Raw genomic sequence first — 12,224 nt, 5'->3', positions numbered from 1 at the left:
ACTGCCCTGTTTTTCAAGCATCCGCGGCCGGGTCGGGATGCGCCAATTGCCGCAGCATGTCGACGGCGTTGCGAGCGGCAATCGAACGGTCGTGGCGGCGGTAGGCCATGTCCAGCAGCGCATGCGGCGCGTCGCCCTTGATCTGCCGGTATTCGATGCCTTGGGCGCCCATGTGACGCATGGCGGCGGGCACGATGGAAATACCTACGCCGGCCGCCACCAGGCTGACGATGGACGCCATCTGCGGCGCTTCCTGGATGACCCGGGGGGCGAAGCCGGCGCGCAGGCACGCGCTTTGGATCGCGTCGTACAGACCGGCGCCGATCGGGCGTGGATAGAGGACGAAATCCTCGTCGGCCAGGGCGGCGATGGGCACGCTGCGCTTGCGGCTGAGCGGATGGTCGGGGGGCAGGGCGATGAGCATGGGCTCGTCCAGTACGCGTTCGGATTCGAACTCGGCGTCCAGCACGTAGGGCGGGCGCACGAAAGCCACGTCGACCGCGCTTTCGCGCAGGCCGCGCAGCAGGCTCTGGGTGTTGCTTTCGGTCAGGGTGATGCGCACGTCCGGGTAGCGGTCGCGATAGGCGCGGATGGCTTGCGGCAGGTAAGGGTGGAATACGGCTGATGCGGTGAAGCCTACGGTGATCGCGCCGCGTTCGCCGCGGCCCAGGCGGCGTGCGGTGTCGATGGCGCGCTCGGCGTTCAGCAGGATGGCGCGCGCGTCTTCCAGGAATTGCGCGCCGGCCTCGGTCAGCTCGACCCCGCGCGGCAGCCGCAGGAACAGCGGCGTGCCGATTTCGCGTTCCAGCTGCTGGATCTGCTGGCTGAGCGGCGGCTGGCCAATGCCCAGGCGGGCCGCGGCGCGGGTGAAGTGCAGCTCCTCGGCGACCACGGTGAAATAGCGCAGGTGTCGGAGTTCCATCGTTTTAAAATATAGCTAGTGCCGGTTTCATATATTGGACATATGCAGGGGAAATGTCTACCTTGAATGTACGGGCGATTGCCCGGTGTTTTCGAGAATTCCGATGTCTTCCCCCTCAGCCGAATCCGGCGCCTCGCGCAATACCCCGTCCACCTCAGGCGCCAGCCCGCCCGCGTCCGACTATCTGGCGCGCGGCACGCCCGGTTTGCGCCGGGCCCAGTGGGCCTTGTTCGCCGCGGGCTTTTCCACCTTTTCGCTGTTGTATTGCGTGCAGCCGCTGATGCCGCTGTTCACCCATGCGTTCGACGTGTCGCCGGCGCAGAGCAGCCTGGTCCTGTCGCTGTGCACCGGCCTGCTGGCGGTGGCGATTTTCCTGGTGGGCCTGTTTTCGCAGGCCTTGCCGCGCAAGCGCATCATGGCGCTGTCGCTGTTTGCCTCGGCCGTGCTGGGCACGGTGGCCGCGGTGGCGCCCGACTGGCATAGCCTGCTGGTGCTGCGCGCCTTGCAGGGCGTGGCGATGGGCGGCGTGCCGGCCGTGGCCATGGCCTACCTGGCCGAAGAGGTCGAACCCGATACGCTCGGCTTCGTCATGGGCCTGTACATCAGCGGCAGCGCGTTCGGCGGGCTGTCCGGCCGGGTGATCACGGGCCTGGTGTCCGACCATTTCGGCTGGCGCGCGGCCCTGGGCACGCTGGGGCTGCTGGGCATCGTGGCGGCCGTGCTGTTCGTGTGGCTGCTGCCGCCTTCGCGCCGTTTCGCGCCGCAGCGCGCGCGGGGCTGGGCGGGGGTGTTCGGCGACGTGCGCGCGGGGATCGGCGCGCATCTGAAGAATGGTCCGCTGTGCAGCCTGTTCGCCATGGGCGGCCTGCTGATGGGCGCGTTCGTCACGATCTACAACTACGTGGGTTTCCGCTTGCTGGCGCCGCCGTTCTCGCTCAGCCAGACCTTCATTGGTTTCATCTTCGTGGTGTATCTGGTGGGCATTTTCGCCTCCACCTATTTTGGCCGGCTGGCCGACCGGCATGGCCGCGGCGCCATGCTGATGGCCGCGACCGGCCTGGCGCTGGCGGGGTTGCTGCTGACCTTGTCCGACGCCTTGCCCGTGCTGATCGCTGGCATTGTCGTCTTTACCTTCGGCTTTTTTGCGGCGCACGCGGTGGCCAGCGGCTGGGTCGGCCAGATGTCGCGTGGCTACAAGGCCTTGGCGGCGTCGCTGTATCTACTGGTGTACTACGTGGGTTCCAGCGTGCTGGGATCGCTGGGCGGCCAGTTCTGGACGAGCGGGGCCTGGCCCGGCGTGGCCGCCATGGCAGGCAGCCTGCTGGGCGTGGCGCTATGCATCAGCGCGGGGCTCTACTGGCGCACGGCGCGTGCGCCGCAAGCGTCCGTGGCGCAGCGCGGCGCGTCGTGATCCGGTCAGGCAGGCAAGAGCGTCAGGCGGGCGCGCGGCTGGGGACTTCTTCGGCGGTCAGCGTGGCATCCATGCCCTGGCTCAGCGCCGCCAGCAGGCGGTGCGGCGCCAGGTCCAGCTGCGCCAGCAGCACGCTGCATCGGGCCAGGCGGGTCAGGTCTTCATGCCTCAGGCCCACGAGCCATCGGCTGGCCTCGACGGATATCTGCAGGCCCGCCAGCGCCTGAAGATTGCCGGTGCGGGCCAATCGCTGCAGCAGCAGCAAATACATCAGATTGGTTTCGTGGATATCGCGCAGAAGTTCGGCGGATTTGTGCATCGGGCGCCCCTTCCTTCGTTGAATCCGCGGTCCGGCGGTTGCACGGACCAGGAACAAGCAAAGCAACAAGCTGGGCGCGAAGCGTCCTAGGGCGGGCGTCTCGTCAAGCTGTAAAAAGCTTGCGGCCGGTATGATTTGTCGATCATATTTAAGCGATCTGACGCCGTCAGTAATGGATTTCCCTGTGCCGCATACGGCACATATCGATATAAATTAAAAGCGACTCATTCTCATTTATAATGCCCGGCAAGTCGGACGGCGCTGGCATGCGCCCGCCGTGTTGTATTCACCGAATCCGAGGCCCGTGATGACGTTATCTTTCCAGGCGCCCAACTCCCTGCAGCGCGAACACGCGGCCTTGCTGGCCGCCTACGGACAGGCGCAAGCGCGTTGCAGCCGCCTGCTCAGCGCGCAGGCCCAGCGCATTGCGCACCTGGAAGCCGAGGCGATGCGTCTGCGGGCCGCGGTGATCCAGCGCGATACCGCGCTGGCCTGGGCCCGCGAAGACCGCGCCGCACTGGAAGGGGCGATTCCCGGGCTGCCCAAGCGCGTGGCGTTGGCGCGCCGCGTGACGCAATTGATGGACCGGGTGCAAAGCCTGATGCGCGAGCGCCTGGCCTGGCAGGACCGCGCCGCCCAGGCGCGCCAACGTTCGCTCGATAGCGCGGCCGAACCGGCGGCGCGGCCGGCGGTGATCGCCGCGGCGGCGCTGCGCGAAAAGTCCGTGCTGTGCGTGGGCGAGGACGCGATGGCGCTGATGCTGACGCGCAAGGTTGTCGAAATGGCCGGCGGCCGCTACCTGGGCCACTGCGGCGGCGAAAACACCGACGGCGACACGCTGGAGGCCAGCCTGGTCGCGGCCGACCTGGTCATCTGCCAGACGGGGTGCGTCAGCCATGGCGCCTACTGGCGCGTGAAAGACCACTGCACCCGCACGGGTAAGCAATGCGTGCTGGTGGACAAGCCCGAGGCGCTGACGGCACTGGAACTGGCGCGCGACCGCGTCGAAGTGACACGTTAGTTTGCGGCTTGCCGGATGCCGCGCCGCACACGGCCCGGCGCACGGCACGTGCACACCGCCCCGCGCTGTAGCGTCGAGTTACCGAGGGTTTCCGACAAGGAGGCGATCCCGCAATACAGTCGGGAAACCCTCACGGAGAGCCCATGCTGACCCAGCGAGACCGCGTATCGCACCCCTGGACCGACACGCTTGCGCGGTTGGAAGACGAACGGATCATGCTGCAGCGCATTGTCGCGGGCGAGCCGTTGGCCGAGGTGCTGGCGCATATGCTGCACTTGATCGAGGCGCAGTCCAGCGTCGAGTTGCGCGCGTCAATCGCCTTGATCGACGACGCCGGCCGCGTGCTGCTGCACGGGGCCGCGCCGAGTCTGCCGCAGGCCTTCAACGCCGCCGTCGACCGTGCGCCGATCGGACTGCAATCGGCGTCCTGGGGCCAGGCCGCCCACACTGGCAGCCCGGTGTATGTGGAAGACATCGCCAGCCATCCTGCCTGGGAGGGGTGGCGCGACCAGGCCCTGGCGCATGGGCTGCGGGCCTGCTGGTCGACGCCGATAAAATCGGCCGACGGCCGGCTGCTCGGCGTGTTCTCCAATTACTACGGCAGGCCGCGGTCGCCGTCGGCGCACGACATCGATGCGATCGCGGTGGTAACGCGCAGCGCGGCGCTGGCGATCGAGCGGCACTTGACGGAACTGGCCCTGCGGCGCAGCGGCGAACGCTGGCGCGCCATGTTCGAGGGCATGCAGGAGGCCTTCTTCCTGAGCGAGGCCTTGCGCGACGCCCAGGGCCGCATCGTCGATTTCCGCTTCCTCGAGGTCAACCCGGCCTTCGAACGTCAAAGCGGCATGAAAGAGGGCGACACATTGGGCCATACGCTGCGCGAGATGATCCCCGGCGTGCCGGGACGGATCATGGACGCGTTCGCGCAGGTGGTCGAATCGGGTGAGTCGGCGCAGTTTGAATTCGCGGTGCCCGGACCGCGCCCGGCCTGGTACGAGGCGCGCGCCCGCAAGGAAGGCGCGGACGGCATGATGGCGCTGTTCCTGGACGTCACCGCGCGCAAGACGGCCGAGGCCGAACTGTGGGAAGGCCAGCATCGCAAGAATTTCCTGATGGCGCTGGGCGACCGGCTGCGTGAGCTGCCGCTGCAGCCGGCTATCGAACAGACCGCTTGCGACAGCCTGGGCCAGCATCTGGCGCTGGGCCTGGCCGCGGTGGTGGATTGGCCGGACGAGAGCGCCGAACCCGTGGTGTCGACCTGCTGGCGGCGCGATGCCGACCGCGATGCAGCCCTGGGGCCCGGCCTGTATACCGATGCGTTCTACGAAGCGCTGCGCACGGGGCGCACCACGTTTCTGGAGCCCCTGCTGGCGCAGGCGGATGGCGACATCCTGCCGTCCGCGATCGTCGTGCCGACCGCCCGCTGGGGCCGCCACGGCGGCGCGCTGGTGGTGCGGCCCGCCATCGACAGCCGCTTCAAGCGTGGTGACGTCGCCTGTATTGAAGAAGTGGCCGAACGCATGTGCGGCGCGGTGGAGCGGTCGCAGTATGCGCGCATGCTGGAGCAGCGGGTCGAGCACGCCATCGCCGAGCGCGACCGCATCTGGCGTCTGTCGCCGGAACTGCTGGCGGTGATCGATGGCCAGGGCCGCTACGTCAGTGTCAATCCGGCGGTGCGGCCGATTCTGGGATGGACGCCCGCGCAATTCCTGGCCATGGGGCTGCGCCAGCTTATCCATCCGGACGATTACGAGGCCACACGCGGCGCGTTGGCGCAGGCGCGCCGCACGGATGGGCCGCAGGGCGTGCGCCATCTGGAGAACCGGGTGCTCAAGCGCGACGGCGGCTACGCCTGGATCACCTGGAGCATGTCGTGGGCGCAAGACAGCCTGTACATGACCGGCCGCGACGACACCGACATGAAACAGCAGGCCGAGACGCTGCTGGAAACCGAGAACGCGCTGCGCCAGGCGCAGAAGATGGAAGCGGTGGGCCGGCTGACCGGCGGCATCGCCCATGATTTCAACAACATGCTGCAGGGCATCACCGGGGCGCTCTACCTGATCCAGCGCAAGCTGGCGGCCGGCACGCCGGAGCAGGCCCCGCGCTTCATCAACGTGGCGATGGAATCGGCCAACCGCGCGGCCCACCTGACACAGCGGCTGCTGACGTTCTCGCGGCGCCAGCCGATCGATCCGCAGCCGTTCCGCGTGGCGCCGACGCTGCAGTCGATGGCGGACTTGTTTCACCGTTACACCGGCGAGGGCGTGTCGTTGGCGTTCGATCTGGAGCCGGGCCTGTGGCCGGTGCGCTGCGACCGCAACCAGTTCGAGAACGCGTTGCTGAACCTGGTGATCAACGCCTGCGACGCCATGCCGGACGGCGGCGTGCTGACGGTGGCCGCGTTGAACACGCGCCTGGACGCGGGGTTTCTGCGGCCGTATGCCGGCGTGCAGCCCGGTCCCTTCGTCGAGGTGTGCGTGACGGACATCGGCTGCGGCATGTCGCCCGACGTGCTGGCGCATGCCTTCGATCCGTTCTTCACCACCAAGCCGCTGGGCCAGGGCACGGGGTTGGGGCTGTCGATGATCTATGGGTTTGCCAAGCAGGCCGGCGGCATCGTGACGCTGGACAGCAAGGTGAACGTGGGCACCTCGGTCAGGATATTCCTGCCGCGCTATGACGGCGAACTGGCCGATGCGGCGGCGCCGGGCCCGGACGTCAGCCAGCCCGCCGAGCACGCGCGCCAGGCCGTGGTCGTGCTGGTCGAAGACGACGTCAATGTGCGCGAGATGGTGCGCGAATGCCTGGCCGAGCTGGGCATGCGGGTGGTCACCGCGAACGACGGCGACGCGGGCCTGGAACGCGTGCGCGCCATGACGGACATCGATCTGCTGGTGACCGATGTGGGGTTGCCGGGGCTCAACGGCCGTCAGTTGGCCGATGCGGCGCGCGCCGCGCATCCGGGCCTGAAGGTGTTGCTGATGACCGGCTACGCGGAAAGCGCCGCGCGCGGCTCGGGCTTTCTGGACAGTGGCATGGAACTGATCGTCAAGCCGTTCGCGCTGAATGTACTGGCGGCGCGCGTGCAGCGCATGCTGGACGCGGCGGCAGGGGACTCGGGCCCGGTTCATGCTCCGGTCACGCCGGCCGTGCCTCACGGGTAACCGGGCTTCAAGCACCGGTAAAAATTTCCTGCCAGGCCGGGCGCGCCAGGGCGGCATGCGTCTGGGCATGGGGATTGCTGTAAGGAAATGGCAATCCAACAAGGAGTCTATCTATGAAGATCCGTGCCTTGACCTATGCAATCGTGATGGCTGCCAGCCTGGGCGCCTCCGGCGCCGCCTTGGCGCAATCCGCCAGCCCGACGGCCCCGTCCACCACACCCAATGACGGCACCGCCGTACAGCCGAACCGGCCCGTGCCGCCGGGGCAGGCCGCGCCGGCGCCCAATGCCGCGCCCAATACGATGACCACGCCGCCGAACCTGGACAAGAACAGCGCGACGCCGTCCGACAAGCGTAGCGGCGAAATGCCTGCGCGCCATCGCGAGGCCAACGATAACGTGCCGCGCACGCCGGCGGCCGGCGCGGCGCCGCCTCCGGGATATCCGAACAGCGGCGGCAGCAAATAGAGATGCCTCCACGCTGCGCGCTTGCAACCCCCAAGGGGGCTGTCCGGCCTCCGGGCGGCTGGGTGGCCGGGCGGCATTTCTTTGCGCAGGTTGTTGCTGCGCAGTATGGGTGAGACCGGCTTTATCTTGCGCTCAAAAGGATGCCCTCATTGCGAGGGCATCTTTCTTGTGCCGGGCCTAGGGCCTGTTGACACCCAAAGGCGCCTCGCGCAGGCCCTAGTGCTCCCGGCGTAGTTCGGCCGGCGGAAGGCGGAGTTGGCCGCGGTACTTGGAGACGGTGCGGCGGGCGAGGACGATGCCGCTGCTGGCCAGTTGCTGGGTCAGGGCGACGTCGGACAGCGGCATGGCGGGGTCTTCGGCGTCGATCAGTTCCTTGATCAGCGCGCGGACCGCGGCGGCCGAGCAGGTGCCGCCGGAATCCGTGTGCAGCTCGCGCGAAAAGAAATGGCGGAATTCGAAGACGCCGCGCGGGGTCACCATGTACTTGCTGACCGTGGCGCGCGAGACGGTGGATTCATGCATGTCCAGGTCGTCGGCCACTTCCTTGAGCATCAGCGGGCGCAGCGCGACCTCGCCATATTCGAAGAAGGTCTGCTGGCGCTTGACGATGGCTTCGGCCACGCGCTGGATAGTGGTGTAGCGCTGTTCCACATTGCGCACCAGCCAGCGCGCTTCCTGCAATTCCTGCGCCATGGGGCTGCGGTCGTCCAGCCGGGCGTGGCGGAACAGGTCGGCATAGACGCGGTGCAGCCGGGCCTGCGGCATGGCGCTGCGGTTGGGCACCACGCGCCAGCGCGAATGGTATTTGTCGACGAACACATCCGGCACCACATAGGCCGGCGCCTGCACGTCGTAGCGCCGGCCGGGCTTGGGGTCCAGGCCGCGGATCAGCGCGCACGCCTCGCGCAGCTGGTCTTCCGAACAGTTCAAGGCCCGGCGCAGGCCGGCGGCATCGTTCTTGGCCAGCCGCTCGATCTGCTCGCAGACGACGCGCAGCGCCAGTTCGCGCAGCGGCGCGCTCACGCCGGGCATGGCGTCCAACTGCAACGACAGGCATTCCTGCAGATCGCGGGCGCCCAGGCCGGGCGCGTCCAGCTGCTGCACCAGGCGCAAGGCGGCGAGCCATTCGCCTTCGTCCGGCGGCGGTGTGAAATCCGGGCTGAGCGCGCTGCACAGATTGGCCAGCGGCGTGCGCAGGTAGCCGTCTTCATCCAGGGCGTCGATGATGAATTCGGCCAGCAGGCGTCCGCGCGGCTCCAGCCGGTAGTTGCCCAGGTCCAGCGACAGTTTTTCGCGCATCGACACGGGTGCGCTGGCCCATTGTCCCAGGTCGTGGTCTTCGCCGTCGGCGCGGCTGGCGGTCGGGTAGTCGCCCGAGTATTCCGGCGCGGCCGGCGCATCGGCCATGCCCTCGGTGTCGGACGGCTCGGCAGCGGCAGAGACGGACACGTCCGGCTCGGCGGCGGACTGCGCCGGCGGACCTCCACCGCTGTCGGCCTGGGTCGAAGGCGGGTCCGCGACTTGCTCATCGCCATCCTCAAGAAAGGGATTGGTGGCCAACGCGAGCTCGACCGCGGTCGTGAATTCCAGCGCTGACATCTGCAGCAGCTTGACGGATTGCTGCAGCCTGGGGGCCAACGTCATTTGCTGGCGCAGCCGCAGTTCTTGCATGGGATGTCCCAATCTCGTCTCCTGGAGCGGGCGCCGCCGGAAGGCGGCTCATCCTTCTATCCATGCAAGAACCATGCCTGCTTTGCGGCCGGGCGGCGAGCCGCCCGGGGACGGCGCGTGTCCGTTCAGGTTTACAAGGGGACGGTAAAAACTGCGCTGCGCGGGGGGCGATCAGGCGGCGGCCGGGCCGCCCTGTTCCTTTTCGTAGACGTCCAGGCGGTTGTAGAGGGTCTTCAGGCTGACGCCCAGGGTCTCGGCCGCCAGGCGCTTGTCGCCGCCATGATGAGCCAGCGTGGCCAGGATGAAGTCGCGCTGGGCATTGCCTAGCGCCGTGCCCACCGGCACGTTCAGGGCACCGTCCTTGAACTCGGCGCGCTGTGCGGCGCGAGGACGGGGCAGCGCGATGTCCAGGACGTCGTCGCACAGGATATAGGCACGCTGGACGGCGTTGCGCAGCTCGCGCACATTGCCGGGCCAGTCGTGCCGGGCAATCGCGTCGAGCATGGGTTTGGCGAAGCTCTTGCGGGTGCCGTGCTGACGGTTCAGCGCATCCAGGAAGCGCTGCGCCAGGATCAGCGCGTCGCCAGTGCGTTCGCGCAGCGGCGGCACGCGCAGCGGAATGACCAGCAGCCGATGCAGGAAGTCCTGGCGTAACCGTCCGTCGGCCACCGAAGCGGCCGGATCGCGGTTGCTGGCGCAGATGATGCGCACGTTGGCGCGCAGCAGGTCGGCGCCGCCCACGCGCTGATAGGTGCCCACTTCCAGTACCCGCAGAAAATGTACCTGCATGTCGGGCGGCATTTCGGTCACTTCGTCCAGGAACAGCGTGCCGCCGCTGGCGTATTCGAAATACCCCGCGTTCTGCGCCACCGCGCCGGTGAAGCTGCCTTTTTCGTGGCCGAACAATTCGGCATGCGCGAGCGAGCCGCTGATGGCGCCACAGTTGACCGCCACGAATGGCCGGTCGCGGCGTTCGCTGGCGTCGTGGATGGCGCGGGCGACGACTTCCTTGCCGGCGCCGCTTTCTCCCACGATGAACACGCTGGCATCGGTCGCGGCGGCCAGCCGCAACTGCGTGGCCAGCTTTTGCATGATGGGGGACAGTCCGGAGACATCCATGGCGGCGGAATCCGGCGCCGCGGTCTCTCCGCGGTCGCCGGCGGAGCGATCAGGCATGCATTTTCCTCGGCCCGGCTGGGGCGCGTGACGGTTAGGTCGATGGTAGAGGCTGCGATGCCATGCGGATGCGACCAGTTGAAAGCATTAGAAAACTTTAGTGGATCGTATCGAATATTTACGTCCGCGCTTCGCAGACTGGCTATGCTCGAACTTGGTCGGAAAAGGCCCGGGCGCCGCCCGGGCGGCCGTGCCATGGAGCCTTCATGCCTCACTTGTTGATCGTCGAAGACGACGACGCCATCCGCGAAACGTTGGCCGAGATCGGCCGCGACAGCGGCTTCACGGTAGCCTTGGCGGCCAGCGTGAAGGACGCGCTGATCCAGCTCGAGCGCCAAGCGCCTGACCTGGTGCTGACGGATGTGCGCCTGCCGGGCGGCAGCGGCATGGATATCTTCAAGAACGTGGCCGTGGCCAGCGCCGAAGTGGTGGTGATGACCGGCCATGGCACGGTCGACAATGCCGTGCAGGCGCTGCGCCTGGGCGCGACCGACTACCTGGTCAAGCCGATCTGCATGGACCGCCTGAACGAGATCCTGGCGCGCATCATGACCAACGCGGGCGGCGAACTGCCCGGCACGCCCTTCGAAGAAGCGGGGCGTTTCGGCAAGATGTATGGCGCGTCGCCGCCCATGCGCGAACTGTATCGCCAGATCGGGCGGGTGGCGCCCACCAACGTCACGGTGCTGCTGATCGGCGAAAGCGGCACCGGCAAGGAACTGGCGGCGCACGCCATCCACGAACTGAGCACGCGGCGGCAACGCCCCTTCATCGCGGTCAACTGCGGCGCGATTTCGCCGCACCTGATCGAAAGCGAAATGTTCGGCCACGAGCGCGGCAGCTTCACCGGCGCCGATCGCCAGCACAAAGGCTATTTCGAGCGCGCCGACGGCGGCACGCTGTTCCTGGACGAAGTCACCGAAATGCCGCTGGACCTTCAGGTCAAGCTGCTGCGGGTGCTTGAGACGGGCCAATTCATGCGGGTGGGCACCAACCGCGAGATCGGTTGCGACATCCGCATCATCGCCGCGACCAACCGCAACCCCGAGCAGGCCGTCCAGGAAGGCAAGCTGCGTGAAGACCTGTATTACCGGCTGAGCGTTTTTCCCCTGGAACTGCCGCCGCTGCGCGAGCGCGGCGAAGACATCGCATTCCTGGCCGACCGCTTCCTGCAGGCGCAGAACCAGGAAACGGGCAGCGCCAAGGCGTTTTCGGCGCGGGCCGCGGCGGCGCTGGCGCAATACGAATGGCCCGGCAATGTGCGCGAGCTGAAGAACTTCGTGCGGCGGGCCTTCATCATGGCCGAAGGCGACGAACTGGATGCCGACCTGCTGGCGCCGCAGGTATCGCCCAGCGGCGACCTGGGCGGCGGACAGGTCAGCGTGCCAGTGGGTGAAACCCTGGCCGATGCCGACCGCCGGTTGATCCTGGCCACGCTGGAACGCTGCAAGGGCGTCAAGAAGCAGGCCGCGGCGATATTGGGCATCAGCCCCAAGACGCTCTACAACCGCCTGGAAGAATACGCGGCGGCCGGCTACACGCTGCCGGGCGAGCCGCCGCCGTCCTCGCGCTGACGCCCGCCAGGCGGCGGGCGGCGCGGGGCATTATTTGCCGTAGCGCGTCTTCAGGTCAGCCACGCACGCGTCCTTGGCGTTGCCCGACATGGCGTCGCATTTCTCCTTGCCGACCTTGTAGTCGGCATCGTTGCGCACCTTGGCGGCGTCGTGATTGGCTTCGGCCTTTTCCTTGCCGGCCTTGGCGTCAGCCTTGGCCTTGTCGCGGGTGGCTTCGGCCTGCTTCTGGCAGACGTCCTTCTGGTTGCCCTTCATCGCGTCGCACTGCTTCTTGTCCATCTTGTATTGATTGTCGATCTGTTCGCTGCTGCGCACCTGCGCGGTTTGCGCGGCGGCCGGCAGCGCCAGGAAGGACAGGCACAGGGCCGCGGCGGGAATAAGCGTCGTGGACAGACGGGTCTTGGACAGATTCATGGATGACTCCTTTGGATGAGGTCGGCCGGATGGTTGGCCGTCCTGCGCCAGTCCTTTAGCAAGCGTCGTTCCCGCATTGGCC

Annotated in this window: 10 protein-coding genes; 5 read left to right on the top strand and 5 right to left on the bottom strand. The window is 67.5% G+C overall.

Annotated elements, in window-relative coordinates; translation table 11 throughout:
• Positions 1-13: 13 nt before the first annotated feature.
• Positions 14-922 (bottom strand): LysR family transcriptional regulator, encoded by a 909-nt coding sequence (locus tag A9974_RS05795; RefSeq protein ID WP_183003202.1) that lies wholly within the window; start codon positions 920-922, stop codon positions 14-16.
• A gap of 103 nt (positions 923-1,025) precedes the next feature.
• Between A9974_RS05795 and A9974_RS05790 the strand changes: the two genes are divergently transcribed.
• Positions 1,026-2,333 (top strand): MFS transporter, encoded by a 1,308-nt coding sequence (locus A9974_RS05790; RefSeq protein ID WP_255468046.1) that lies wholly within the window; start codon positions 1,026-1,028, stop codon positions 2,331-2,333.
• Positions 2,334-2,355: 22 nt separating this feature from the next.
• On the opposite strand, the gene A9974_RS05785 is transcribed toward A9974_RS05790, so the two are convergent.
• Positions 2,356-2,652: a flagellar transcriptional regulator FlhD gene (locus tag A9974_RS05785; RefSeq protein WP_183003201.1), complete on the bottom strand. Its 297-nt coding sequence runs from the start codon at positions 2,650-2,652 to the stop codon at positions 2,356-2,358.
• 307 nt (positions 2,653-2,959) lie between these two features.
• Between A9974_RS05785 and A9974_RS05780 the strand changes: the two genes are divergently transcribed.
• The 3 genes from A9974_RS05780 to A9974_RS05770 all read left to right on the top strand — a co-directional run bounded on the left by A9974_RS05780 (position 2,960) and on the right by A9974_RS05770 (position 7,307).
• Positions 2,960-3,673, top strand: a complete 714-nt coding sequence (locus A9974_RS05780; RefSeq protein ID WP_183003200.1) for a DUF2325 domain-containing protein — start codon at positions 2,960-2,962, stop codon at positions 3,671-3,673.
• Positions 3,674-3,816: 143 nt separating this feature from the next.
• Positions 3,817-6,840, top strand: a complete 3,024-nt coding sequence (locus tag A9974_RS05775) for a GAF domain-containing protein (RefSeq protein WP_183003199.1) — start codon at positions 3,817-3,819, stop codon at positions 6,838-6,840.
• Between the two features lie 113 nt (positions 6,841-6,953).
• Complete coding sequence (locus A9974_RS05770; protein WP_183003198.1) at positions 6,954-7,307, top strand: hypothetical protein; 354 nt, start codon at positions 6,954-6,956, stop codon at positions 7,305-7,307.
• Between the two features lie 216 nt (positions 7,308-7,523).
• Here A9974_RS05770 and A9974_RS05765 read toward each other — a convergent pair whose 3' ends face one another.
• Positions 7,524-8,978, bottom strand: a complete 1,455-nt coding sequence (locus tag A9974_RS05765) for an RNA polymerase factor sigma-54 (protein WP_183003197.1) — start codon at positions 8,976-8,978, stop codon at positions 7,524-7,526.
• 171 nt (positions 8,979-9,149) lie between these two features.
• Entirely contained in the window at positions 9,150-10,097 is a 948-nt protein-coding gene (locus tag A9974_RS05760) for a sigma-54-dependent Fis family transcriptional regulator (RefSeq protein ID WP_255468049.1), read from the bottom strand.
• A 263-nt stretch (positions 10,098-10,360) separates the two neighbouring features.
• Between A9974_RS05760 and A9974_RS05755 the strand changes: the two genes are divergently transcribed.
• Positions 10,361-11,728: a sigma-54 dependent transcriptional regulator gene (locus A9974_RS05755; RefSeq protein WP_183003196.1), complete on the top strand. Its 1,368-nt coding sequence runs from the start codon at positions 10,361-10,363 to the stop codon at positions 11,726-11,728.
• 30 nt (positions 11,729-11,758) lie between these two features.
• Here the strand turns inward: A9974_RS05755 and A9974_RS05750 are convergent, their stop codons facing one another.
• Positions 11,759-12,142, bottom strand: a complete 384-nt coding sequence (locus A9974_RS05750) for a hypothetical protein (RefSeq protein WP_183003195.1) — start codon at positions 12,140-12,142, stop codon at positions 11,759-11,761.
• Between the last annotated feature and the right edge of the window lie 82 nt (positions 12,143-12,224).

Origin of the sequence: Achromobacter sp. UMC71 (assembly GCF_014170305.1) — a bacterium.
Lineage (GTDB): Bacteria > Pseudomonadota > Gammaproteobacteria > Burkholderiales > Burkholderiaceae_B > Achromobacter.
The sequence above is the reverse complement of the archived record's forward strand: the minus strand, read 5'-3'. Positions and strand labels throughout refer to the sequence as shown.

Coding starts and splice junctions, on each gene's coding strand:
- A9974_RS05795 (WP_183003202.1), bottom strand. CDS start 922: ATGGAACTCCGACACCTGCGCTATTTCACCGTGGTCGCCGAGGAGCTG.
- A9974_RS05790 (WP_255468046.1), top strand. CDS start 1,026: ATGTCTTCCCCCTCAGCCGAATCCGGCGCCTCGCGCAATACCCCGTCC.
- A9974_RS05785 (WP_183003201.1), bottom strand. CDS start 2,652: ATGCACAAATCCGCCGAACTTCTGCGCGATATCCACGAAACCAATCTG.
- A9974_RS05780 (WP_183003200.1), top strand. CDS start 2,960: ATGACGTTATCTTTCCAGGCGCCCAACTCCCTGCAGCGCGAACACGCG.
- A9974_RS05775 (WP_183003199.1), top strand. CDS start 3,817: ATGCTGACCCAGCGAGACCGCGTATCGCACCCCTGGACCGACACGCTT.
- A9974_RS05770 (WP_183003198.1), top strand. CDS start 6,954: ATGAAGATCCGTGCCTTGACCTATGCAATCGTGATGGCTGCCAGCCTG.
- A9974_RS05765 (WP_183003197.1), bottom strand. CDS start 8,978: ATGCAAGAACTGCGGCTGCGCCAGCAAATGACGTTGGCCCCCAGGCTG.
- A9974_RS05760 (WP_255468049.1), bottom strand. CDS start 10,097: ATGGATGTCTCCGGACTGTCCCCCATCATGCAAAAGCTGGCCACGCAG.
- A9974_RS05755 (WP_183003196.1), top strand. CDS start 10,361: ATGCCTCACTTGTTGATCGTCGAAGACGACGACGCCATCCGCGAAACG.
- A9974_RS05750 (WP_183003195.1), bottom strand. CDS start 12,142: ATGAATCTGTCCAAGACCCGTCTGTCCACGACGCTTATTCCCGCCGCG.